The organism is Streptomyces sp. NPDC050485, assembly GCF_044458185.1.
Taxonomy (GTDB): domain Bacteria; phylum Actinomycetota; class Actinomycetes; order Streptomycetales; family Streptomycetaceae; genus Streptomyces.
In genome coordinates, this window is record NZ_JBITHR010000014.1 from 101,203 (window position 1) to 124,123 (window position 22,921).

Sequence of the window (22,921 nt, forward strand, 5' to 3'; positions counted from 1 at the left end):
AGTACGACTGTGACCCAGTCGACACCGAGGAATCCAAAAAAACTTTCCGGAAGGGGTTGTATCCGCCGCCGAGGTTTGCGAATCTCTACATGGCGATCGGGACGGCCCGCAACACCAGCCTCCACTGAAAGCCAGAACCCCTCCTCGAACCAGGACCACCACCAGTTCCAACTGGAAGATGGCCCTTCCCTTGTCGAGGGATTCGTGAAAGCGTTCACATTCACAAGCCCCCCTGCACGTAACACCAAGAGAGGTAGCAGCCATGGACTGGCGTCACAACGCCGTTTGTCGTGAGGAAGACCCCGAGCTGTTCTTCCCCATCGGCAACACCGGTCCTGCGCTGCTGCAGATCGAGGAAGCCAAGGCCGTCTGCCGCCGCTGCCCCGTCATGGAGCAGTGCCTGCAGTGGGCGCTCGAGTCCGGCCAGGACTCCGGCGTCTGGGGTGGCCTCAGCGAGGACGAGCGCCGCGCGATGAAGCGTCGTGCCGCTCGCAACCGGGCGCGCAACGCGACCGCCTGAGCCCCCACTTCCTGCCTTAGCCCCGCGCGGCGCGTACAGAGCGTACGCACTCACCGCCCCCCGAGCCGCAGCGCGCAGCAGTAACCCACAGCATTCGAGCCCCGAACCGTTCCTCGGTTCGGGGCTCGCTGCCATGTGGCGCCCCCGGCGCCGGCTACGGGCTGCTACTTCTCGGCCCCCACGGGAATGTCGAGTACGACCTTGGTGCCGCGGTCCGGTGCCGGCACCATGTCGAAGCTGCCGCCCAACTCGCCCTCCACCAGCGTCCGTACGATCTGCAGGCCCAGGTTTCCGGTGCGCTGCGCGTCGAAGCCCGGGGGCAGTCCGCAACCGTCGTCCCGCACGGTGATCAGCAGCCGGGAGTCCTCGCGGGTGCCGCCGCGCAGCGCCGCGACCTCCACCGAGCCCTGCTCCCCCGGCGCGAAGGCGTGCTCAAGGGCGTTCTGCAGCACCTCGGTCAGGACCATGGACAGCGGGGTGGCGACCTCGGCGTCCAGTATTCCGAAGCGGCCGGTGCGGCGGCAGTTGACCTTGCCGGGCGAGATCTCGGCGACCATGGCGAGCACCCGGTCGGCGATCTCGTCGAACTCGACGCGCTCGTCCAGGTTCTGGGACAGCGTCTCGTGCACGATGGCGATCGAACCGACCCGCCGGACCGCCTCGTTGAGCGCCTCCCGGCCCTGGTCGGAGTCCATCCGCCGGGCTTGGAGCCGCAGCAGCGCCGCGACCGTCTGGAGGTTGTTCTTCACCCGGTGGTGGATCTCCCGGATGGTGGCGTCCTTGGTGATCAACTCCCGCTCGCGGCGGCGCAGTTCGGTCACGTCGCGCAGTAGCACGAGCGAGCCGATCCGCGTCCCCTTCGGCTTGAGCGGAATGGCGCGCAGCTGGATCACCCCGCCGTTGCCCTCGACCTCGGCCTCCCTCGGGGCATAGCCGCTGGCCAGCTTGGCGATGGCCTCGTCCACCGGGCCGCGGGACGGCGCGAGTTGGGCGGTGAGCTCGCCGAGGTGCTGCCCGACGAGGTCGGAGGCGAGGCCGAGCCGGTGGTAGGCGGAGAGTGCGTTGGGCGATGCGTACTGGACGATGCCGTCCGCGTCGAGCCTGATCAGACCGTCACCGGCACGCGGCGAGGCGTCCATGTCGACCTGCTGGCCGGGGAAGGGGAAGGACCCGGCGGCGATCATCTGGGCGAGGTCGGAGGCGGACTGGAGGTAGGTCAGTTCGAGCCGCGAGGGGGTGCGGACGGTGAGCAGGTTGGTGTTCCTGGCGATGACGCCCAGGACGCGCCCCTCACGCCGTACCGGAATGGACTCGACGCGGACCGGAACCTCCTCGCGCCATTCCGGATCGCCCTCGCGCACGATGCGGCCCTCGTCGAGCGCGGCGTCGAGCAGCGGGCGCCGGCCGCGCGGGACGAGGTGGCCGACCATGTCGTCCTGGTAGGAGGTGGGGCCGGTGTTCGGGCGCATCTGCGCGACCGACACGTAGCGCGTGCCGTCCAGGGTGGGGACCCACAGCACCAGGTCGGCGAAGGAGAGGTCGGAGAGCAGCTGCCACTCCGAGACCAGCAGATGCAGCCACTCGAGGTCGGACTCACTCAGAGCGGTGTGCTGGCGTACGAGGTCGTTCATGGAGGGCACGCTGCGAGCGTACCTGCGAAAACCGGCAGATATGACTGCGGGCCGCGGCGCCGGGGCGGGACCCTCGGCCCGTCCGGCACCGCAGCCCGAGCTGCCGGCCGACGGGTGTGCGGTCCCCTCGGCCTCGTTGAGGTCCGGACGCGGTCAGGGCAGAGAGCGCCGGGCCTCGGTTCCGCCCGCCTGTGCGGGGTGGGCGGAAGTCAATGTGTACATTGTGGACTAGACCATTCTGCCCTGTCCATCCGTATGCACCGCGCAATGTACGGCGTTTGCCGCCGGGCCGCGACCTCTACATCTCGTCGGGGCTCTCGCGCGCCGCGGTGATGCCCCACCTGATCGCGTACGCCATGACCAAGGGCGCGCTCGACGTGTTCACCAGCAACCTCTCCAAGGTCCTCGGCCCGCGCGGGATCACGGTCAACGCGGTGGCCCCCGGGATCGTCGACACCGACATCAACGCCGACTGGCTGCGGACCAGCGACGAAGCCCGGGCGGGGGCGGCCGCGACCTCGGCGCTCGGCCGGGTCGGCGAGCCGTCGGACATCGCGGACGCGGTGGCGTTCCTGGCGTCCGAGGACGGCCGCTGGGTCACCGGGCAGTGGCTGGACGCCACGGGCGGCTCGCTCGCCTGAGCGCGGGACGGGCGAACCGGGCGGGGAGGGAATGGCAGGCGAACCGGGCGGGGGAAATGACGGGCCGACCGGTCGGGGGAACGCGGCTACGACATCGTCCATGCCTCCGAATGGCCGTCTCCGTATGCGTTCCGGCAACCCGTTCCGTCGACCATGGGTGCAGGCGCGACCGCCGCCGGAGGCCCCACCGCTCTGCTAGATTGGTCTATACCACGCCCGTTGCAGTTTCACGTCTCCAGATCGGCAGGCCCACGTGGAAGTTGTCATCGTCCCGGACGCCAAGGCAGGCGGCGAGCTCATCGCGGAGTCGATCGCCGCCCTGTGGCGCCGCAAGCCCGACGCGCTGCTCGGGGTGGCCACCGGTTCGACCCCGATCCCGATCTACGACGCGCTGACCGCCAAGGTCACCGCCGGTGATGTGGACGTGACGCGGGCCCGCGTCTGCCAGCTGGACGAGTACGTCGGGCTGCCCGCCGGGCACCCCGAGTCCTACCGCGCCACCGTCATCCGCCAGGTCGTGGAGCCGCTCGGCCTCGGCCCCGACTCCTTCATCGGCCCGGACGGCTCCGCCGAGGACGTCCAGGCCGCGTGCGAGGCGTACGACCTGGCGCTGGCCTCGGCCGGCGGCGTGGACCTCCAGATTCTGGGCATCGGCACCGACGGGCACATCGGCTTCAACGAGCCCTGCTCCTCGCTCGCCTCGCGCACCCGGATCAAGACGCTGACCGAGCAGACCCGCATCGACAACGCGCGGTTCTTCGGCAACGACATCGACCAGGTGCCGCACCACGTGATCACCCAGGGTATCGGCACCATCCTGGAGGCCCGCCACCTGGTGCTGCTCGCCACCGGCGAGGGCAAGGCCGAGGCGGTCGCGCAGACCGTCGAGGGTCCGGTCGCGGCCGTGGTGCCCGCCTCCGCGCTCCAGCTGCACCAGCACGCGACGGTCGTCGTGGACGAGGCCGCCGCCTCCAAGCTGAAGCTGGCCCCCTACTTCCGGCACACCTTCGCCAACAAGCCGGTGTGGCAGGGTCTTTAGGGCTCCTTACGCGTACGACAGTGCCGGGCACCCGCAGTTGAGGGGCGCCCGGCACTGTCGCATGCGGACCGGGGTCAGGCGTCGGCGAGGGCCGGGAAGCGGATCCGGGTCGTGCACAGGGACACCACGAGCGCGGACGCGGCGACGGCGCCCATGCCCCACACCAGGCTGGTGCCGCTCGCGATGAAGCCGATCATCGCGGGTCCGGCCAGCAGGCCCGTCGTGCCCATGGCCGCGACGAGCGCCAGGGCGTCCGAGCCCTGCCGGGCCGCGGCGACGTACACGCACGGGGTCACGGCCGCGATGCCGAGCCCGACGCAGGCGAAGCCGAGCAGGGTCGGCACCACCCCGCCCACCAGCAGGGCCAGGGCGAGGCCCGCGCCGGCCAGCGCGCTCCCGGCCCGGACGATGCGCGCGTCGCCCCAGCGGGTGCGCCAGCCGTCGGCGAAGACCCGGGCCAGCACCATCATGACCGAGACGACGGCGATGCCCATGGGCGCCAGTTCCGCCGCCGCGTTGACGACGTCCTTCAGATAGAGCGCCGACCAGTCGTTCATCGCGCCCTCGGTCACGGTGCCGAACGCCATGGCCAGGCCCATCCAGATCGTCACGCGGGTCGGCAGGGTCAGCCCGCCCCGGCGCTTCCTCTCGCTGGACTCGGTTTCCGTAGCCGGTTTCTGATCCTCCGTCAGCAGTCCGTTACGGGTCACCAGTACCAGCAGCGCCAGCAGGGCCGTCGCCGTGCCGAAGTGGGCGATCAGGGCCGAGGAGACCGTGGTGACGCCGGAGGCGAGGAGTGCGGCGAAGAGCGAACCGGCGCTGAAGGTCGCGTGCATCCTCGCCATGGTGGTGCGCCGGTACTTGACCTCAAGTGCGGCCGCCTGCGCGTTCATCGCGACGTTCAGGCAGCCGACGGCGATACCGTCGCAGCAGACGATGAGCAGGGTGACCGGATAGTTCGGCGTGATGGCGAGGGCGAGCAGCACCAGGCCGAGGCAGAGTGCCGAGACGAGGGCGAGCCGGCGCGAGCCGAGCCGCTTCGTCAGGACCGCCACCAGCGGGAAGGAGACGGCCGCGCCCGCCCCGCAGACCATCAGGAGCAGGCCGAGCTCCGCCTCGGACAGGTCGAGCCTCGTCTTGAGCGCGGGGATCCGGGAGACCCACGTGGCGTACTGGAATCCGAGGAAGCAGAACAGTGCCGCGATCGCCACTTGCGATCGACGGTATTCATCGCGAACGCGAAACATGTGAATTCAGCCTACTTCCATGGACATGTACACCGCGTTCGTGCCGTAGCCCGCCGGGAGCTCGACCTCGGGGTGGGCGCGGTAGCCCAGCGGGGCCCACAGGACGGCGGCGCCGCGGACGGCCACCAGGGAGATCCGCTCGAACCCCAACTCCCGTGCGAGTTCGCCGAGATGGGTGAGGAGGCGCGGGCCGAGACCCCGGCCGCGCAGCTCCTCGGCGATCACCAGGTCGTGCGCGTGCAGGTTGCGGGAGCGGAAGCCGGAGTCCTCCGCCCGGCTGAGGTCCGGGCAGGAGAACGCCGGGTAGGGCAGCGCGAGGAGGTAGCCGCCGACCCGCCCCTCGTACTCCATCACGAAGCAAGTGGCGGGAGCATGCCGGGACTTGAGGGCCTCGCGCCCCTCAGACAGTCCGTCCTGGGCATAGGCGCCGGCTTCCAGGGCCACGACGGTGTCCCAGTCGTGCTCGGCCAGCGGGCGGATACGGATGTCGGTGTCCAGCAGGGGCATCTACCTCGAACCTCCGATGCAGGTGTAGGGCAGCGGGTCGAAGCCGTTGAAACCCTGGGTGGTGTAGCCGACGGCGTACGCGCCGCAGGAGTGGATCCAGACCGGATCCCCGGAAGCCGCAGCCGCGGGGACCCGGACGGGACCGCCCTCGTGGGCGTAGGCGTCGTCGCTGTCGCAGGTGGGTCCGGCGACCCAGGCGTCGACCCGCTCGCCGCCCTCGTGGCCGGGGAACTCCAGGCGGTACTGCAACTGGTCCATTTCGTACAGGCCGTTGAACTTTCCGCAGCTCAGGTACAGCCAGTTCTGGCGCTCGCCGTCCAGCTGCCGCCGGGACGAGAGCCGGGACACATGGGCCCGGATGGCGCCGTGGTCGGCGACCAGATGGCGCCCCGGCTCCATGAGGAACTCCAGCGGCGACGCCGACTCCTCGCTCAGCCGCTGCATGCCTTCGCGGAGCACCGCGAACATCTTGTCCAGCGGGGGGTCGAGCGGCCGGCCCCGCTTGTCGAGGCAGCCCAGGGCGGGCAGGCCGCCGCCGAGGTTGATCCGGTCGAGCGGGATCCCCCGCCGGTTCAGCGCCGCCAGTACGTCGGCCAGCAGGTCAAGGGCGGCGCGCCAGGCCTCGGAGGTCATCTGCTGCGAGCCGACGTGCACGGACAGGCCCGAGGGTGTGAGGCCCGCCGCCCGCGCCGCCTCCAGGACGAGCACGGCGTCACCGGCCGAGCAGCCGAACTTCCGGCTCAGGCCCCACAGCGCGCCCTCCCCGCTGGTGGCGAGCCGGCAGAACACCCGGGAGCCGGGGGCGTGCGCGGCGATCGCCGCCACGTCCGCGACGCTGTCGGTGGCGAAGTCCCGTACGCCCATGCGGTAGGCGGCGGCGATGTTCTCGTCCGACTTGACGGTGTTGCCGTAGTGGATCCGGTCCAGGGGTACGCCGGTTCTGACGGCCTGCTCGATCTCCTGCGGGCTCGCCGCGTCGAAGCCCGCGCCCTGCGCCGCGAGGCGGGCCAGCACCTCGTCCACCGGGCAGACCTTCATGGCGAAGCGGACCGAGATGCCGGGCAGTTCGCGCAGCAGCGCCGTGTACTGGCCCTCGATCCCGGCGAGGTCGAAGATGATCCGGTCGTCGGTGGCATCCGCCAGGGCGGCCCGGACTGCGGTGCTTTCACGCATCGTCGGCACTCCGGGTCCCACCGACTGCGGTCAGGGGCTCGGCCCGGCCCGCCGCGATCAGCGGCCCCCACGCCTCGACCAGGAGCGCGAAGTCCTCGATGTCGGCCTGGGCCTCGTCCAGGAGGCGCTCGCGCAACGGCACCAGATGGTCGGCGAACTCGGCGTATCTGCCGCCCAGTTGGCGATAGCAGCGGTCGATGACGTCAAGGCGCCGGACGTTCTCGGCCCGGTCCTCGGCGGCGCTTCGCCCGGCGAGCTCGGCGATCACGTCGGCGCGCACGTGGTGCCGCTCGTCGAGCAGCGCCGCGCCCGCCGCCTCCATCGCGGTGTAGACCGGGTAGAGGTAGAGCATCGAGAGCAGGAACTTCGTGAACCTGAGCTGGTAGGCGGTGAATCCGGGGCCGGTCCGCCGCTCGGGGGTGTAGTAGTTCACGATGTTGCGGTTGTGCACGACGCCGGGCAGCGTCGCGTCGCGGACCAGGTGCAGCAGGAAGTAGTCGCTGCCGATGGTGCTGGTCGCGGGCAGCAGCGGCACCCGCTCGTACACCTCGTGGTCGAGCGCGATGTTGCACATGTCCACCCGCCAGATGTCGGGGGCGCCCAGGGTCGACTCGTCCCGGCTGAACGGCTCGGTGCCGGCGCCGGTGAACGACTCCTCGACCAGTTCGCGCCGCTCCCGCTCCGACGCCCCGGCCTCGGCCCACAGGCCGACCACCTCGTAGTAGACCTCGGGGTCGAGCTCCCGGATCTCGCCGATGTCCACCGACAGCTCGCCCACGAAGGAACTGCCCACCATGGCCACGGGCTTGTGGGCGTCCGCCGCGTCGAGCAGGCTGCGCGTGACACCGGGTACGGCGTCCGCCGCCCGCTTCCCGAGCGAGCGCAGCTCGTGGTGGATGGGGAACACGGGCCGGCCGTCGTGGACCTGGTAGCTGCTGTCGGAGTCCCTGCGGTGTACGGAGGCGCAGCCGAGCGCCGCCGCGATCAGGAACGCGCGGTTGGTGCAGGCGCCGTACGAGACGTCGGCGGGCAGCATCAGGTCGAGCAGCAGATCCGGTTTGGGGAGCGCGGCTCGCTGGATCACCCGGTGCAGGAAGTCCCGCTGCGCCGCCTCGCCGAGGTGGTGCACGACCACGTTCGCCGCGCCGCGCGGTGCGGCCGCCGCCCGGGCGTGTTCGGCGAAGGCGTGCTCGTCACAGGAGTCCAGGATCAGCAGGTGCACCTCGACACCGAAGTGCTCGGCCGCGTACGCGGCTTCCGCGCCGATCGCCGAAATCGTGCCGGCGCAGGGCCTGTTCGTGGGCAGGGTCAGGCAGATTTTGCGCATGACAGCTCTCCGGTCGACCGCTCCTCGTGCTGCCCGCGCCAGGATTCGAGCCCGAGCAGCTTGGCGCCGAGCTCGTTCAGCGAGGCGGGCCCGTACCTGACGGACTCGTGCCGCCGCGCGTCACCGACCAGCGTCTTGTTCCAGTCCGGGGTGCTTAGGTGGCGCCAGGACTCGACGCGGGAGCGCCGCAGCTCCTCGCTCGACTCAAGGGCCGGCATCATCGAGAGGTACTGGACCGAGCGGACACCGTTGTCAGAGGTGTTGCGGGCCACGCCGTGCGCCAGCATCCCGTTCCAGATCAGCAGGTCACCGGCTGCGAGCTCGGGCCGGATCACCGGGAACTCGGCGCGGTCGACGGCGGGCCGGACGGGGTCGCGGTCGGCGGGCTGCTCGGTCTTCCACTGGTCGAACCGCCTAAACAGCTCGGGCGAGCACTGGAATCCGCCGTGGTCGGGGCGGGTGTCGTTCAGCGCGATGATGCCCTGGACCCGCTGCGGCAGCACGCTGAGCGTGGTGTCGACGTCCCAGTGCAGCTCGATGTCGAAACCCTTGTCGGTGGGTTCGATGAGCGCCCGGTCGCGGTTCTTGACGTTCGGCGGGTTCAGGTTGAGCCGGTCCAGGGTCACCCACAGCTCCTCGCAGTCCCACACGTCGACGAAGGCGTCGTACACGCGCTGGGTCTGCCGGCTGTCCCAGATGAGCTGGTGGTGGTAGGCCTCCACGAATCCGTAGACGTGCAGATGCCGCTCCAGGTCCGTGCTGAACTCCCGGTCCTCATACCAGGTTTCGGGCCGTTCCGGGTCGAGCCCCTGGAATTCCCAGGCGAAGTCGAGCAGGCTCCGCGCCGCCGCGGCGGGTATCGCCTCTTTCACGACTATGTAGCCGTAGGCCTGCCAGAACGCGAAGTCCTCCTCGGAAAGCACCCGCAGCGGGCGGGATTTCCTGATGTCCTTCAGCGGTGTCCGGGCCAGATAGGTCTCACCCCCGTCCGAGCTGAAGTAGGGGGTGTCCGATGAGGCTCGATACAGATAGGGGTCGGGCGTCGGCATGCAGGGGCTCCAAAGCTCGAAATGGGGTGTGGACAAGGGGATTTCGTACGAGGCACAGGGGGTCACAGCCGACCGGCAACCAGTGACTGACCTGGGAGGATTCAGGTGTCCGGCCGCTTTCCCTTTCGTGCGCGCACATCCCAATTCCCCCGAGGAAAAGGGATGTTACGAACGCGTACGGTCACTCACACCGCGAAAGCGCGGTGCGGGGGAAAGGCGTGCGGGTTTCGCAGTCCGACCGAACTTGCTTTCTTCCAAGCTGGACTAGACCAACTTGCGGTGTCAACCCCCGTATGCCAGAGATCGATTGACATACTGTCAAACGCGCGGAGACCACCAGGCCACACCCCCCTCGGCGCCCGGCGCGGCCGGACCGGACCATGCGGATCTGCCCTCGCGGACATCCGGGCCCGTCCTTCCGTACCTCCCGGAACGGAGCAAAATGCCCGGAGTCCGGACATGCCGAAGGGCGGAGCGACAGCCCGCCGGCTGTCACTCCGCCTCTTCGGCCCTTGCGGTAAGGGTGCTCCCCCAGATCCCCGCTAGACCCCCGCGATGGCCTCCGCCGCCGCGCGGCCGCACACCCGGGCCGCACCGTGCGTGGCGATGTGCAGCGCGCCGCGCGGGGTGGCGCGGGGCACGCCCATCTCGACCACGATCGTGTCCGGACGGGCCGCGAGGAGGCCGTCCAGGGCCGCCGCCATCCAGGGGTGGCGGTGTTCATCGCGTACGACCGCGACGATCCGGCGCTCCCCCGCCGCCGCGAGCACATCGGCGGCGGCGCTGTCCGGGCCGTAGGTGCCGCTCGCGGTGCCGGGCAGCAGGGCGGCGAGCTCGCCGCCGATGCTCCAGGGGGTCTCGCTGCTCACCGCGATGTTCATGACGGGCGTGAAGGTCGCCACGTACGGCGCCGACCCGACCGGGCGCCACGTCGGCGAGGCGGTGATGCGGGCGGCCCGGCGCGCGGCCACCAGGCCGATGCCGCTGCCGGTGCCGGGCGCGGTCCCCTCCTGCACCGCCGCGCCCGGCGCCGTCACATCCCCCCTGGCGCGCTGGGTCCACGCCGCCAGCGCACGCACCCGTGCGGCGGCGTCGGCCAGGCGTTCCTCGGCCAGTTCGCCGTCCCGTACCGCCGTGACCAGCGCGTCGCGCAGCCGCAGCACGGTGTCCTCGTCGGCCAGGCCGCCGCCGACGCACAGGGCGTCGGCGCCCGCCGCGATCGCGAGCACGGAGCCTCGCTCGATGCCGACCGTCCCGGCGATGGCCCGCATCTCCACCGCGTCCGAGACGATCAGCCCGTCGTAGCCGAGCTCCTCGCGCAGCAGTCCGGTGAGGATGCGCGGGCTGAGCGTGGCGGGACGGGCGGGGTCGAGCGCGGGAAGAAGGATATGCGCACTCATGACCGACTTGGAACCCGCCGCGATCGCGGCGCGGAAGGGCACCAGCTCACGGGCGTGCAGCGTGTCGAGGTCCACATCGATGCGGGGCATCGCGTGGTGCGAGTCGACATTGGTGTCGCCGTGGCCGGGGAAGTGCTTGGTGCAGGCGGCGACCCCGGCGGCCTGGAGGCCCTCGATGTAGGCCGCCGTGTGCCGGGCCACCAGAGCGGGCTCGGCCCCGAAGGCCCGGACGCCGATGATCGGGTTGTCCGGGTTGGAGTTCACGTCGGCGGACGGCGCCCAGTTGAGGTTGACGCCGCACTCGGCGAGCCGGCGGCCGAGCTCCCGGGCGACCTCGCGGGTCAGGTCCACGTCGTCGACCGCGCCGAGCGCGAGGTTGCCGGGGAAGGACGAGCCGGAGCGGACCTCGATGCGGGTGACGTCACCGCCCTCCTCGTCGATGGCCACCAGGAGGTCGTCCCGCTCGGCCCTCAACTGGGCGGTGAGCACGGCCACTTGGGGCCCGGTCGCGATGTTGCGGCCGAACAGGCCGACGGAGGCGAGCCCTTCGCCGATGCGGCGCAGCAGCCAGTCGGGCGCGCTGGTACCGACGAACCCGGGCTGGAGGACGGCGAGGGCATCGCGGGTCAGCGTGTCGGAACCCGTGGTCATTGTCGTCATGGGGCGGGGTTATCCCTTCACTGCGCCGGCCGTCAGACCCGCGGCCATCTTGCGCTGGACGAGGAGGAAGAGAACCACGATGGGGACGGCCATCATGGTGGAACCGGCCATCATCGGGGCGTACTCGGTGCCGTGCTGGGTGGTGAAGTTGGACAGCCACACGGTCGCGGTCTGGTGGTTCTGGCTCATCAGCATCAGGGCGTAGAGATACTCGTTCCACGCCTGGATGAAACCGTAGACCGAGGTCGCCACCATGCCGGGGGCGAGCAGTGGGAAGACCACCCGGATGAACGCGCCGGTGCGGGTGCAGCCGTCGACCATGGCCGCCTCCTCCAGCTCCTTGGGGACGTTGACGATGAATCCGCGCAGCGTCCACACCGTGAAGGGGAGGATGAAGGTCAGGTACGTGATGATCAGGCCCGAGAGCTTGTCGTACTGACCGAGGTCGTTGAGCAGTAGGAAGACCGGGATGATCATGGCGACCAGCGGCACCATCTGGACCGCGAGGATGCCGACGATGACGATCTTGCGGCCGCGGAAGGCGAACCGGGAGATGGCGAGCGCGGCGAGCAGGCCGACCGCGATGCCGATCAGGACCACGACCAGGGAGACGGTCAGCGACCGCCCGATCGAGCCCCAGAAGTCGCCGATCTGGAGCGCCCGCTTGAAGTTGTCGAGCGTGAAGTGGGTCGGGAACAGGTGCGGATCGGGGTCGATCGCGTCCTTGGCCGGCTTGAACGCGGTGTTCAGCATCCAGTAGACCGGGAAGCCCGCGGTGACGAAGACGAGCAGGCCGAGCAGGTTCCAGCCGAGCTTGGTCTTCTTGCGGGCGGGCTTGTGGCGGGTGGCGGCGGTCGCCGCGGCCGTCGAGGCAGCCATCGTTACTCCACCTCTCCGATCTTCAGCATCTGACGCATGTAGACCGCGATCACGCCGAGCAGCAGGATCACGGTGAGCAGGGCGATCGCGGAGCCCTGGGAGTAGTCGTTGACCACGAAGGCCCTGTCGTACGAGTACGTGGTGAGCAGTTGGAACTCGGCCTCGGGGTGGCCGCCGCGCATCACGAAGACCTGCGGGAAGACGCCCATGTCCCAGATGACCGAGAGGGTCGCGAGCATCACGATGATGGGCTTGAGGATCGGCAGGGTGACGTGCCGGAACACGCCCCAGGAGCCGGCGCCGTCGAGCCGGGCGGCCTCTTCGAGTTCCTTGGGGACCTGGGTGAGGCCGGCGCTGAGGGTGATGACGACGAACGGCACCGCGCCCCAGACCACGAGCAGCATGATGACGGCGAGTCCCTGGGTGCCGTCGGCGAACCAGTTGTGACCGTGCAGGTCGACCCCGGGCAGCTGGCTGAGCAGCCAGTTCAGGACGCCGAAGTCGGTGTCGAACATCCACTTGAAGACGGTGATCGCCACGACGATGGGCATGCCCCAACTCGCCACCAGGGCAATGTTGATGAGCGTCTTGACCCAGCCGGACACCCGCTGGAGCAGCAGGGCGATCAGCATGCCGATGACCATGGTCAGGACGACCGCGGTGGCGGCGAAGAGGATGGTGCGCACGACGACGCGCCAGAACTCGGCGTCACCGAGGACGTTGGTGAAGTTGTCGAGGCCGACCGACTCGGCGGGCTTGAAGCCCCACAGCTGCGGCTGCCCGAACTTCTGGAAGGACAGGCTGATGAGGCGTACCAGCGGATAGCCGAGGACGAGCGCGAGGACGAGCAGGCAGGGGGCGAGGAGTGCCCAGGGCACCGCCGCTCCCCCGCCCGTGCCGCGCTTCTTGCCCGGCTTGCCGGGTCGACCGGATCCAGCACCCGGTAGTGGGTCGCGCCGCGCCGGCGGCACCTTGGCGGTGGTTGTCTCTGCGGCACTCATCGCGCGCTCCTGGTGATCCCTCTCTGGAACTGGCCGGGCAGGGCCCCGTCGTCGCGACGGGGCCCTGCCCAAAAGGTCACTTGCTGTTGATGACCTTGTCGATCGCGGCGTCCGCGTCCTTCGCGGCGGCCTCGACCGTCTGCTTGCCGGTGCCGATGTTCTGCAGCATGGTCTGCAGGACCTGGGCCTTCTCGATCTGGCCCCAGCCCGGCGCCATCGGGACGAACCAGCTGGACTCGGCCGCGGTGGCCGCGACGGCCGCCTTCGGGTCCGACTTCAGCGGTGCGAGGTCGGTCTTGTTGTTGGGCAGGTTGCCCTTGGCGATCAGGCCCTTCTGGCCCTGGGTGCCGGTGAGCGCGTTGATCCACTCGGCCGCGAGGCCCTGCGCCTTGGACTTGACCGGGACGGCGAGGTCGGAGCCGCCGAGGAAGACCGGCATGGCCTTGCCGGACGGGCCCGGCATCACAAAGCTCTCGATCTTGTCAGCGAGCTTGCCGACCTTGTCGTTCTCGGGCAGGGCCGCGTTGGCACCTTCCCAGGCGGGGCTGAAGACCAGGCCGGACTTGCCCTGGCCGTAGACGATCGGACGGTCGGACTCGTCCTTCGTCTTGTCGCCCTTCATGTACTTGTCGACGACGTTCTTGAACTCGGTGAGGCCCTTGACGGACTCCGGCGAGGACAGGTTGGCCTTGAAGTTGCCGCCGTCCTCCTTGGCGATGGAGCCGCCGGCGTCGTACACGAAGGACATGGCCGCGTACCAGTCGCGGGTGGGCTGGTACCAGGCGCTGAACTTGTCGCCCTGCTTGGCCTGGATCTTGTCCAGGTCGGCGGTCAGCTCGGGGTACGTCTTCGGGGTGGCGCTGATGCCCGCGTCGGCGGCGATGTCCTTGCGCCAGATCGCATTGCGGCCACCGGCGTAGTAGGGGACGCCGTAGGTCTTGCCGTCGTACGTGACGGAGGCCTTGAGGCCGTCCAGCCAGGCGGCGGAGTTGTCGAACTTCGAGGGGTCGACCTCGGCGAACGCGCCCTTGAGCGAGTAGGAGAGCATCTCGGAGTTGCCCATCTCGACCACGTCCGGCGCCTTGTCGGTGGCGAGGACGGCGTCCAGCTTGGCGTTCTTGTCCGGCCAGCCGTAGTACTCGTGATTGATCTTCAGACCCGGGTGCTTGGCGACGATGGCGTCGTCGGCCGCCTTCACCAGCTCGGGCCAGTTCTTCTGCGCGTCGACCGTCAGCCAGACGGTGAGCTCCTTGGCGTCGCTGCCCCCGGCGGCGCCGTTGTTCTTGCTGTCACTGCCGCCGCAGGCCGCGGCGCCGATCATGATGCCCGCGACGCCGATCGCCGCGATGAGCTTGCGCTTCACGCCACTCTCCTCAGGGATGACTGAAACCCCCCGCCCACCGCGATGCCACATACGACGAGTACTGCCCGTGGGGCTGGGTTCTGGTCTTTAATGGTTTAGACCAGTACCGGGAGCTTGGCCTAGACCTTTAGGGGTGTCAAGGGTCGATAAGAACGCCGAGACCGTCCGTTATCGGACCGACACCTCACCGTCCACGACTCCCCGCAACTCCAGCCCCACGGGCCCGATTCGCCCACCTGGCGCTGCCCCCGGAACGTCACCTTGGGCTTTAATGGTTTAGACCAACTTGCATACTCCCCCGCACGTCCGCCGCGCGGCGGTGTATAAGAAGGGCTGTCGATCGCGTTACCGGACCGACACCCTGACGGAGGGCGACGACCCGTGACCGGTCCGTGCCACCATGTGAGCCGCGACAGACGGAGGAGCCGGTGACGGCAGCAGCGCACCACTCGGGAAGGCAGGCCATGGCCACCGACGGGAGCGGCAGCGAGACGGAGGCGGGCGTCGGCGTCCGTACCGCCCGCGTGCCCAAGTACTACCGCCTCAAGCGCCACTTGCTGGAGATGACGGAAACCCTTCCGCCCGGCACCCCGGTGCCCCCCGAGCGCACCCTCGCCGCCGAGTTCGACACCTCCCGCACCACGGTCCGCCAGGCCCTTCAGGAGCTGGTCGTCGAGGGCCGTCTGGAGCGCATCCAGGGCAAGGGCACCTTCGTCGCCAAGCCGAAGGTCTCCCAGCCGCTGCAACTCTCCTCGTACACCGAGGACATGAGGGCCCAGGGCCTGGAGCCGACCTCGCAGCTCCTGGACATCGGCTACGTCACCGCCGACGACACCCTGGCCGGACTGCTCGACATCGCGGCGGGCGGCCGGGTGCTGCGCATCGAGCGGCTGCGCCTGGCGAGCGGCGAGCCGATGGCGATCGAGACCACCCACCTCTCCGCCAAGCGCTTCCCCGCACTGCGCCGCTCCCTGGTCAAGTACACCTCGCTCTACACCGCACTCGCCGAGGTGTACGGAGTGCACCTCGCGGAGGCCGAGGAGACCATCGAGACCTCGCTCGCCACCCCGCGCGAGGCCGGACTGCTCGGCACCGACGTGGGCCTGCCGATGCTGATGCTGTCCCGCCACTCCCTCGACGGCGACGGCGAACCGGTGGAGTGGGTGCGGTCGGTGTACCGGGGCGACCGGTACAAGTTCGTGGCGAGACTCAAGCGCCCGGCCGACTGAGGCCGCTCCTCACCTTTCACACCGCCACCTTTCGCACCTCAGGCATCCACGCCATCGTCCGCTATCCGGACGGGGGTTCCCTTGGCTGGCACTGTCCCCTAGATTTCCTGCGCATTACCGGAGTGATCCAACGCACAGGTGATCGTGAGGGGACGGAGCACCCAATGCCGGAATCGACGGAAGTGAAGAGACCGGTGATCACGCCCTTGCGCGTGGTCATCGCGCTCTGCCTGATCGCGCCCTTCGTGGCGATGCTGTGGGTGAGTTCGTACGCCAAGACCGATCCGACGCTCGGCGGCATCCCGTTCTTCTACTGGTACCAGATGCTCTGGGTGCTGATATCCACCGCGCTCACGATGATCGCGTACAAGCTCTGGCAGCACGACCAGCGCTCGCGCACCTCTGACGACAAGAAGGGGGGTGCGTCCGCGTGAAGCACGGCGTGAACGGCGTCGCCCTCGGCGTCTTCATCTTCTTCTTCCTGGCCGTCACCGTGATCGGCTTCCTGGCCGCCCGCTGGCGCAAGGCCGAGAACGAGCAGAGCCTCGACGAATGGGGCCTGGGCGGGCGGTCGTTCGGCACCTGGGTCACCTGGTTCCTGCTCGGCGGCGACCTCTATACGGCGTACACCTTCGTAGCGGTTCCCGCGGCCGTGTACGCGGCGGGCGCGGCCGGCTTCTTCGCGGTGCCCTACACGATCCTGGTCTACCCGCTGATCTTCACCTTCCTGCCGCGCCTGTGGTCGGTCTCGCACAAGCACGGCTACGTCACCACCTCGGACTTCGTGCGCGGCCGGTTCGGCTCGAAGGGCCTGTCGCTCGCGGTCGCGGTCACCGGCATCCTCGCCACCATGCCGTACATCGCGCTCCAACTGGTCGGCATCCAGGCCGTGTTGGACGTCATGGGGGTGGGCGGCGGGTCGTCCAACTGGTTCGTCAAGGACCTGCCGCTGCTCATCGCCTTCGCGGTGCTCGCGGCGTACACCTACTCCTCCGGGCTGCGCGCCCCCGCGCTGATCGCGTTCGTCAAAGACGGGCTGATCTACCTGGTCATCGCGGTGGCGATCATCTACATCCCGATCAAGCTGGGCGGCTTCGACGCCATCTTCAGCGCGGCGCAGCACAAGTTCGCGGGCCCGCCCGGCGGGAAGCCGACGGGGGCGCTCGCGCCCGGCGAGGCGAGCCAGTGGACGTACGCCACCCTCGCGCTCGGCTCGGCGCTCGCGCTCTTCATGTATCCGCACTCGATCACCGCGACGCTGTCCTCGCGCAGCCGCAACGTGATCCGCCGCAACACCACGATCCTGCCGCTGTACTCACTGATGCTGGGCCTGCTCGCGCTGCTCGGCTTCATGGCGATCGCGGCGGGCGTCAACGTCAAGAACGGCCAGCTGGCGATCCCGCAGCTGTTCGCGGACATGTTCCCGGACTGGTTCGCGGGCGTGGCCTTCGCGGCGATCGGCATCGGCGCGCTGGTCCCGGCGGCGATCATGTCCATCGCGGCGGCGAACCTGTTCACCCGCAACATCTACAAGGACTTCATCCGGCCCGACGCGACGGCCGCGCAGGAGACCCGGGTCTCCAAGCTGGTCTCGCTCCTGGTGAAGGTCGGCGCGCTGGTCTTCGTCCTGACCATGGACAAGACCGTGGCCATCAACTTCCAGCTGCTCGGCGGCATCTGGATCCTGCAGACCTTCCCGGCCCTGGTCGGCGGCCTGTTCACGCGCTGGTTCCACCGCTGGGCGCTGCTCGCGGGCTGGGCGGTCGGCATGGCGTACGGCACGCTCGCGGCGTACGGCGTCGCCTCGCCCACCCAGAAGCACTTCGGCGGCTCCTCAAAGGAGATCCCGGGCATCGGCGAGATCGGCTACATCGGCCTGACGGCCTTCGTCCTGAACGTCGTGGTCACCGTGGTCCTGACCGTCGTCCTGCGCGCGGTGAAGGCCCCGGACGGCGTGGACGAGACGTCCCCGTCGGACTACACGGCCGACGCGGGCGACCCGGGAGTGAGCACGGACCTGCCGCCCGCAACGGCGGGCGCGGCCCACTGAGTTCCCGTTGTACGACGAAGGGCCGCGGCACCTGGGCAGGTGCCGCGGCCCTTCGCTGTGGGTCGGTCAGCGCACCCAGTCCTTGAGCTGCTCGGTCTGGAGGGTAATGCCGACGGGCTCGGGCAGCTCGATGTCCCTGCCGAAGGGCAGCGTGCGCACCGCCGCGTACCGGCGGCCTTCGGGCTCGCTGTAGACGGAGATCTCACACTTGGCGCGGTCGATGAGCAGGTATACGGGGATGCCTGTCTCCGCGTAGGCGCGGGGCTTCTCGACGTGGTCCCGCCGGTGGGTATCGGAGTCCCACGAGGTCACCTCGACGACCATGAGGATCGGCTCGGGTTCGACCCAGTCACCCTGCCCGACAAAGGCATCCGGATGAGCCAGCACCGCATCGGGGATGGCCCGCCCAGTCCGGTATTCCTCCGCCTTGATCCCCTGCCCCGGGTGCAGGAAGAGGTCGTCAGGCCGGGCCTGCATGCAGATCTTGAGCAGCCACTGAATGATCCGGTTGTGGTCGCCGTCCGGCATGGCCTTGCTCCTGATTACCCCGTCGATGAATTCGAGCCGCGTTCCCTCCCTCTCGCGGGCCGCTATGCGCGCCAGAGCTTCGAATTCGTCGGGCAGCATGTGGGGCCGGTCGGACATCACGGTCATGCCTCGCTCGCCTTCCTCGACGGTACTGTCTCCGACGATAGCGGAGAGGTACGTCACAGGGATGCCGCATCGCGGCCGACACAACATGTGGGGGGTGCCGCACTCGGCGCCCCCCACATGTATGCTCGTCCTCGCTGTCGCCGCAGGGGAATCCGGTGGAAATCCGGAACTGTCCCGCAACGGTGTACTTGGTGCGGTTTGTCGCACCCTGTGAGTCCGAGGACCTGCCGACGGCGCATCCGGCTCGACCGAACCGGGTGCCGAGACGTCCGGGCCTCGCGGTTGGGCCGGTGGACGACGTGCTCAGGGCTGCCCCGACGCGCGCCTCCGCCTCCCCCGAAGGCCCCGTGCCGAGCGAGGGAGTGCCCCCACGTGACCATCGCCCCAGCGGATCCCGCTTCAGTGATCACCGAAGAACTGGCGGATGCGCCCGGGACCGCGCTGCTGCGGACCCTGACCGACCTCACCGCCGACCTCGCGGACACCGACCCCGGCCGGGTCGCCGCCGCCGCGCTCCGGGGCCGCAACGCCCGCTCGGACGAGGCGGAACTGCGGAGCCTGGCCACCGAGGCGGCCGCGGGGCTCATCTCCGAGGACCCGGCGTACTCCCGTCTCGCCGCCCGGCTCCTGACGATCACCATCGCCGAAGAGGCCGCCGGCCAGGGCGCGTTGTCGTTCGCCGCCTCGGTCGAGGTCGGCCACCGCGAGGGCCTGATCGCCGACCGCACCGCCGACTTCGTACGCACCCACACCACCCGCCTGGACGCCCTGGTCGAGGCCGCGCTCGCCGACGGCGCCGACGACCGCTTCGGCTACTTCGGCCTGCGCACCCTCTACTCCCGCTACCTGCTCCGCCACCCGATCACCCGCAAGGTCATCGAGACCCCCCAGCACTTCATGCTGCGCGTGGCGTCCGGCCTCGCCGAGGACGATTCGGTGCGCGCCCTGGACGAAGTGGCGTCCCTGTACGGCCTGATGAGCCGCCTGGACTACCTCCCGTCCTCCCCCACGCTCTTCAACTCCGGCACCCGCCACCCCCAGATGTCGTCCTGCTACCTGCTCGACTCCCCGCTGGACGAGCTGGACTCCATCTACGACCGCTACCACCAGGTCGCCCGCCTCTCCAAGCACGCCGGCGGCATCGGGCTCTCGTACTCCCGCATCCGCAGCCGCGGTTCGCTGATCCGGGGCACCAACGGGCACTCCAACGGCATCGTCCCGTTCCTCAAGACGCTGGACGCCTCGGTCGCGGCGGTCAACCAGGGCGGCCGGCGCAAGGGCGCGGCGGCGGTGTACCTGGAGACCTGGCACTCCGACATCGAGGAGTTCCTGGAGCTGCGCGACAACACCGGTGAGGACCAGCGGCGTACGCACAACCTGAACCTCGCGCACTGGATCCCCGACGAGTTCATGCGCCGCGTCGACGCGGACGGCCAGTGGTCGCTGTTCTCGCCCGCCGACGTGCCCGAGCTCGTCGACCTGTGGGGCGAGGAGTTCGACGCCGCCTACCGCAAGGCCGAGGCGGCCGGGCTCGCCCAGAAGACCATGCCCGCACGCGACCTGTACGGCCGCATGATGCGTACCCTCGCGCAGACCGGCAACGGCTGGATGACGTTCAAGGACGCCTCCAACCGCACCGCCAACCAGACGGCGGAGCCCGGCCACACGGTCCACTCCTCCAACCTGTGCACCGAGATCCTTGAGGTGACCGACGACGGCGAGACGGCCGTCTGCAACCTCGGCTCGGTCAACCTGGGTGCGTTCGTCGTCGGTGACGGCATCGACTGGGAGCGCCTGGACGAGACCGTCCGTACCGCCGTCACCTTCCTCGACCGCGTCGTGGACATCAACTTCTACCCGACCGAGCAGGCGGGCCGCTCCAACGCCAAGTGGCGCCCGGTGGGCCTGGGCGCGATGGGCCTCCAGGACGTCTTCTTCAAGCTGCGCCTGCCCTTCGACTCCCCCGAGGCGAAGGCGCTCTCCACCAAGCTCTCCGAGCGGATCATGCTGACCGCCTACGAGGCGTCCACCGACCTCGCCGAGCGGTCGGGCCCGCTGCCCGCCTGGGACAAGACCCGCACCGCGCGCGGGGTGCTGCACCCCGACCACTACGACGTCGAGCTGAACTGGCCGGAGCGCTGGGCGGCCCTGCGCGAGCGCATCGCCGCGGTCGGCATGCGCAACTCGCTGCTCCTCGCGATCGCGCCGACCGCGACCATCGCGTCCATCGCGGGCGTGTACGAGTGCATCGAGCCGCAGGTCTCCAACCTCTTCAAGCGCGAGACGCTGAGCGGTGAATTCCTCCAGGTGAACGGCTACTTGGTCGATGACCTCAAGAAGCTCGGCGTGTGGGACGCCCAGTCCCGCGAGGCGCTGCGCGAGGCCAGCGGCTCGGTGCAGGACTTCGGCTGGATCCCGGCCGACGTCCGCGCGCTGTACCGCACGGCGTGGGAGATCCCGCAGCGCGGCCTGATCGACATGGCCGCCGCGCGGACCCCGTTCCTGGACCAGTCCCAGTCGCTGAACCTGTTCCTGGAGACGCCCACCATCGGCAAGCTGTCGTCGATGTACGCGTACGCCTGGAAGCAGGGCCTGAAGACGACGTACTACCTGCGCTCCCGCCCGGCGACCCGCATCGCCCGCGCGGCCCAGGCCACCACCCCCATCCTCCCCCTGCCTTCGGCGGGGGCACCCCCAGTACAGCAGGCCGCCCCCGACGCGGACGCGATCGCCTGCTCCCTCGAAAACCCCGAGTCCTGCGAGGCGTGCCAGTAAATGACCACCGAGAACAAGAACCTCCTGGACCCGGGCTTCGAGCTCACCCTGCGCCCCATGCGTTACCCGGACTTCTACGAGCGCTACCGGGACGCGATCAAGAACACCTGGACCGTCGAGGAGGTCGACCTCCACTCCGACGTCGCCGACCTCGCGAAGCTCACGCCGGGTGAGCAGCACATGATCGGGCGCCTGGTGGCCTTCTTCGCCACCGGGGACTCGATCGTCTCGAACAACCTGGTGCTGACCCTCTACAAGCACATCAACTCCCCCGAAGCGCGGCTCTACTTGAGCCGTCAGCTCTTCGAGGAGGCCGTGCACGTCCAGTTCTATCTGACGCTGCTCGACACCTATCTGCCCGACCCGGAGGACCGCGCTGCCGCGTTCGACGCGGTCGAGGAGATCCCCTCGATCCGCGAGAAGGCGCAGTTCTGCTTCAAGTGGATCAACGAGGTCGAGAAGCTGGAACGCCTGGAGACCCAGGCCGACCGCCGCCGGTTCCTGCTCAACCTGATCTGCTTCGCGGCCTGCATCGAGGGCCTGTTCTTCTACGGCGCCTTCGCGTACGTGTACTGGTTCCGCAGCCGGGGCCTGCTGCACGGTCTGGCCACCGGCACCAACTGGGTGTTCCGCGACGAGACGATGCACATGAACTTCGCCTTCGAGGTCGTGGACACCGTCCGCAAGGAGGAGCCGGAGCTCTTCGACGATCTGCTGCAGGAGCAGGTCACCGACATGATCAAGGAAGCGGTGGAGGCGGAGCTCCAGTTCGGCCGCGACCTGTGCGGTGACGGCCTGCCCGGCATGAACACCGAGTCGATGCGCGAGTACCTGGAGTGCGTCGCCGACCAGCGCCTGACGCGCCTGGGCTTCGCGCCGGTGTACGGCTCGCAGAACCCGTTCTCGTTCATGGAGCTCCAGGGCGTCCAGGAGCTGACGAACTTCTTCGAGCGCCGCCCGTCCGCCTACCAGGTGGCGGTCGAGGGCTCGGTGGGCTTCGACGAGGACTTCTAGTCCGGTCGAAAACGGCCGAGGCCCCGCTCCCACGGGGGGAGCGGGGCCTCAAGTCGGCTACGGCGTACGTCAGTTGTTCGGGACCGTCTCGTAGCGGGCGGTGCCCTCGGCCATCTGCTTCAGGGCGTCCTTGCGGTCGCGCTTGGAGAGGCGGTCGATGTACAGGTAGCCGTACAGGTGGTCCGTCTCGTGCTGGAGGCAGCGCGCGAAGTAGCCGGTGCCGCGCACCTTGACCGGGTTGCCCTCGGCGTCCTGGCCGCTGACTTCCGCGTAGTCGGGGCGGGCCAGTTCCGCGTAGGCGGTCGGCACCGACAGGCAGCCCTCGTTGGACTCGTCCAGGATCCGCAGCTCGGCCGGGAGCTCTTCGAGGACCGGGTTGCAGACGACGCCGACGTGCCGCACCCCTTCGTCGTCCATGCAGTCGTAGACGAAGACCTTGAGGTCCACACCGATCTGGTTGGCGGCCAGGCCCACGCCCTCCGCCGCCTTCTGGCTGGCGAACATGTCGTCGATGAGCTCGGCCAGCTCGCCGTCGAACTCGGTGACGTCCTTGCACTCCTTGTGGAGCACCGGGTTGCCGACGACCGTGATCGGGCGGGCGGTGCCGCGCTCGCGGAAGGCCAGCTCGCGCGCCTCGCAGTCCTCCGTGTCCACGACGAACCCGTCGTTCTCGACCTGCTGGTCCGTCTCCTGCTGCGACATGTCCGCCGTACGCCTTCCTGAGAAACGCTGAAACCTCAGCTTCGATCCCGTACAGCCTAA

19 protein-coding genes, 1 pseudogene and 1 riboswitch are annotated in these 22,921 nt (G+C 69.4%); of the genes and pseudogenes, 8 read left to right on the forward strand and 12 right to left on the reverse strand.

What is annotated here, in order from left to right:
* Positions 1 to 262: 262 nt before the first annotated feature.
* Positions 263 to 520, forward strand: coding sequence for a WhiB family transcriptional regulator (locus ACIBK6_RS26530; protein WP_004937597.1), 258 nt, complete (start codon positions 263 to 265; stop codon positions 518 to 520).
* Between the two features lie 164 nt (positions 521 to 684).
* Here the strand turns inward: ACIBK6_RS26530 and ACIBK6_RS26535 are convergent, their stop codons facing one another.
* A complete protein-coding gene (locus ACIBK6_RS26535) occupies positions 685 to 2,151 on the reverse strand; it encodes a sensor histidine kinase (protein ID WP_399053987.1) in 1,467 nt (488 codons plus the stop codon).
* A 287-nt stretch (positions 2,152 to 2,438) separates the two neighbouring features.
* Here ACIBK6_RS26535 and ACIBK6_RS26540 point away from each other — a divergent pair.
* Together ACIBK6_RS26540 and nagB are read left to right on the forward strand one after the other, a co-directional pair.
* Positions 2,439 to 2,792: pseudogene (locus tag ACIBK6_RS26540) on the forward strand (SDR family oxidoreductase); the annotation flags it as partial.
* 253 nt (positions 2,793 to 3,045) lie between these two features.
* Positions 3,046 to 3,831 carry a glucosamine-6-phosphate deaminase gene (nagB, locus tag ACIBK6_RS26545; protein WP_399053854.1) on the forward strand — a complete coding sequence of 262 codons (786 nt, stop codon included), beginning with the start codon at positions 3,046 to 3,048 and terminating at the stop codon, positions 3,829 to 3,831.
* 74 nt (positions 3,832 to 3,905) lie between these two features.
* Here nagB and ACIBK6_RS26550 read toward each other — a convergent pair whose 3' ends face one another.
* From ACIBK6_RS26550 to ACIBK6_RS26590, 9 genes are all read right to left on the reverse strand, one after another.
* Positions 3,906 to 5,078: an MFS transporter gene (locus tag ACIBK6_RS26550; RefSeq protein WP_399053855.1), complete on the reverse strand. Its 1,173-nt coding sequence runs from the start codon at positions 5,076 to 5,078 to the stop codon at positions 3,906 to 3,908.
* A 6-nt stretch (positions 5,079 to 5,084) separates the two neighbouring features.
* Positions 5,085 to 5,585, reverse strand: a complete 501-nt coding sequence (locus ACIBK6_RS26555; RefSeq protein ID WP_399053856.1) for a GNAT family N-acetyltransferase — start codon at positions 5,583 to 5,585, stop codon at positions 5,085 to 5,087.
* On the reverse strand, positions 5,586 to 6,758 hold the full coding sequence (locus tag ACIBK6_RS26560) for a type III PLP-dependent enzyme (protein WP_399053857.1): 1,173 nt from the start codon (positions 6,756 to 6,758) through the stop codon (positions 5,586 to 5,588). It abuts the gene before it with no gap.
* On the reverse strand, positions 6,751 to 8,085 hold the full coding sequence (locus tag ACIBK6_RS26565; protein WP_399053858.1) for a DUF6271 family protein: 1,335 nt from the start codon (positions 8,083 to 8,085) through the stop codon (positions 6,751 to 6,753). Before ACIBK6_RS26565 ends, ACIBK6_RS26560 begins: the two co-directional genes overlap by 8 nt.
* The gene (locus tag ACIBK6_RS26570; RefSeq protein ID WP_399053859.1) at positions 8,067 to 9,134 is read right to left on the reverse strand and encodes a phytanoyl-CoA dioxygenase family protein; all 1,068 of its coding nucleotides are present in this window, start codon (positions 9,132 to 9,134) and stop codon (positions 8,067 to 8,069) included. Before ACIBK6_RS26570 ends, ACIBK6_RS26565 begins: the two co-directional genes overlap by 19 nt.
* Before the next feature lie 542 nt (positions 9,135 to 9,676).
* On the reverse strand, positions 9,677 to 11,194 hold the full coding sequence (locus tag ACIBK6_RS26575; RefSeq protein ID WP_399053861.1) for a glycoside hydrolase family 3 protein: 1,518 nt from the start codon (positions 11,192 to 11,194) through the stop codon (positions 9,677 to 9,679).
* 9 nt (positions 11,195 to 11,203) lie between these two features.
* The gene (locus ACIBK6_RS26580) at positions 11,204 to 12,073 is read right to left on the reverse strand and encodes a carbohydrate ABC transporter permease (RefSeq protein WP_399053862.1); all 870 of its coding nucleotides are present in this window, start codon (positions 12,071 to 12,073) and stop codon (positions 11,204 to 11,206) included.
* Positions 12,074 to 12,075: 2 nt separating this feature from the next.
* The gene (locus tag ACIBK6_RS26585) at positions 12,076 to 13,074 is read right to left on the reverse strand and encodes a carbohydrate ABC transporter permease (RefSeq protein WP_399053864.1); all 999 of its coding nucleotides are present in this window, start codon (positions 13,072 to 13,074) and stop codon (positions 12,076 to 12,078) included.
* Between the two features lie 76 nt (positions 13,075 to 13,150).
* Entirely contained in the window at positions 13,151 to 14,437 is a 1,287-nt protein-coding gene (locus ACIBK6_RS26590; protein ID WP_399053865.1) for an extracellular solute-binding protein, read from the reverse strand.
* A 464-nt stretch (positions 14,438 to 14,901) separates the two neighbouring features.
* Here ACIBK6_RS26590 and ACIBK6_RS26595 point away from each other — a divergent pair, with 464 nt between their 5' ends.
* The 3 genes from ACIBK6_RS26595 (at position 14,902) to mctP (ending at position 17,716) form a co-directional block, all read left to right on the forward strand.
* Positions 14,902 to 15,666 (forward strand): GntR family transcriptional regulator, encoded by a 765-nt coding sequence (locus ACIBK6_RS26595; protein WP_399053988.1) that lies wholly within the window; start codon positions 14,902 to 14,904, stop codon positions 15,664 to 15,666.
* A gap of 164 nt (positions 15,667 to 15,830) precedes the next feature.
* Positions 15,831 to 16,100, forward strand: a complete 270-nt coding sequence (locus ACIBK6_RS26600; RefSeq protein ID WP_399053866.1) for a DUF3311 domain-containing protein — start codon at positions 15,831 to 15,833, stop codon at positions 16,098 to 16,100.
* A complete protein-coding gene (mctP, locus tag ACIBK6_RS26605) occupies positions 16,097 to 17,716 on the forward strand; it encodes a monocarboxylate uptake permease MctP (RefSeq protein ID WP_399053867.1) in 1,620 nt (539 codons plus the stop codon). Before ACIBK6_RS26600 ends, mctP begins: the two co-directional genes overlap by 4 nt.
* A 66-nt stretch (positions 17,717 to 17,782) precedes the next feature.
* On the opposite strand, the gene ACIBK6_RS26610 is transcribed toward mctP, so the two are convergent.
* Positions 17,783 to 18,370: a Uma2 family endonuclease gene (locus tag ACIBK6_RS26610; RefSeq protein ID WP_399053868.1), complete on the reverse strand. Its 588-nt coding sequence runs from the start codon at positions 18,368 to 18,370 to the stop codon at positions 17,783 to 17,785.
* 87 nt (positions 18,371 to 18,457) lie between these two features.
* A riboswitch (cobalamin riboswitch) is annotated at positions 18,458 to 18,617 on the forward strand.
* Between the two features lie 125 nt (positions 18,618 to 18,742).
* Between ACIBK6_RS26610 and ACIBK6_RS26615 the strand changes: the two genes are divergently transcribed.
* Positions 18,743 to 21,145: a ribonucleoside-diphosphate reductase subunit alpha gene (locus tag ACIBK6_RS26615; RefSeq protein WP_399053869.1), complete on the forward strand. Its 2,403-nt coding sequence runs from the start codon at positions 18,743 to 18,745 to the stop codon at positions 21,143 to 21,145.
* Entirely contained in the window at positions 21,146 to 22,159 is a 1,014-nt protein-coding gene (locus tag ACIBK6_RS26620) for a ribonucleotide-diphosphate reductase subunit beta (protein ID WP_399053870.1), read from the forward strand.
* Positions 22,160 to 22,228: 69 nt separating this feature from the next.
* Here ACIBK6_RS26620 and def read toward each other — a convergent pair whose 3' ends face one another.
* Positions 22,229 to 22,861: a peptide deformylase gene (def, locus tag ACIBK6_RS26625; RefSeq protein ID WP_399053871.1), complete on the reverse strand. Its 633-nt coding sequence runs from the start codon at positions 22,859 to 22,861 to the stop codon at positions 22,229 to 22,231.
* Positions 22,862 to 22,921 lie beyond the last annotated feature (60 nt).

Excerpts from the sequence above, each read along its gene's own strand:
- ACIBK6_RS26580 (WP_399053862.1), bottom strand. The coding sequence starts at position 12,073 with ATGGCTGCCTCGACGGCCGCGGCGACCGCCGCCACCCGCCACAAGCCC.
- def (WP_399053871.1), bottom strand. The coding sequence starts at position 22,861 with ATGTCGCAGCAGGAGACGGACCAGCAGGTCGAGAACGACGGGTTCGTC.
- ACIBK6_RS26560 (WP_399053857.1), bottom strand. The coding sequence starts at position 6,758 with ATGCGTGAAAGCACCGCAGTCCGGGCCGCCCTGGCGGATGCCACCGAC.
- ACIBK6_RS26535 (WP_399053987.1), bottom strand. The coding sequence starts at position 2,151 with ATGAACGACCTCGTACGCCAGCACACCGCTCTGAGTGAGTCCGACCTC.
- ACIBK6_RS26595 (WP_399053988.1), top strand. The coding sequence starts at position 14,902 with ATGGCCACCGACGGGAGCGGCAGCGAGACGGAGGCGGGCGTCGGCGTC.
- ACIBK6_RS26620 (WP_399053870.1), top strand. The coding sequence starts at position 21,146 with ATGACCACCGAGAACAAGAACCTCCTGGACCCGGGCTTCGAGCTCACC.
- ACIBK6_RS26575 (WP_399053861.1), bottom strand. The coding sequence starts at position 11,194 with ATGACGACAATGACCACGGGTTCCGACACGCTGACCCGCGATGCCCTC.
- ACIBK6_RS26570 (WP_399053859.1), bottom strand. The coding sequence starts at position 9,134 with ATGCCGACGCCCGACCCCTATCTGTATCGAGCCTCATCGGACACCCCC.
- ACIBK6_RS26600 (WP_399053866.1), top strand. The coding sequence starts at position 15,831 with ATGCCGGAATCGACGGAAGTGAAGAGACCGGTGATCACGCCCTTGCGC.
- ACIBK6_RS26530 (WP_004937597.1), top strand. The coding sequence starts at position 263 with ATGGACTGGCGTCACAACGCCGTTTGTCGTGAGGAAGACCCCGAGCTG.
- ACIBK6_RS26610 (WP_399053868.1), bottom strand. The coding sequence starts at position 18,370 with ATGACCGTGATGTCCGACCGGCCCCACATGCTGCCCGACGAATTCGAA.
- ACIBK6_RS26555 (WP_399053856.1), bottom strand. The coding sequence starts at position 5,585 with ATGCCCCTGCTGGACACCGACATCCGTATCCGCCCGCTGGCCGAGCAC.
- ACIBK6_RS26550 (WP_399053855.1), bottom strand. The coding sequence starts at position 5,078 with ATGTTTCGCGTTCGCGATGAATACCGTCGATCGCAAGTGGCGATCGCG.
- ACIBK6_RS26585 (WP_399053864.1), bottom strand. The coding sequence starts at position 13,074 with ATGAGTGCCGCAGAGACAACCACCGCCAAGGTGCCGCCGGCGCGGCGC.
- ACIBK6_RS26565 (WP_399053858.1), bottom strand. The coding sequence starts at position 8,085 with ATGCGCAAAATCTGCCTGACCCTGCCCACGAACAGGCCCTGCGCCGGC.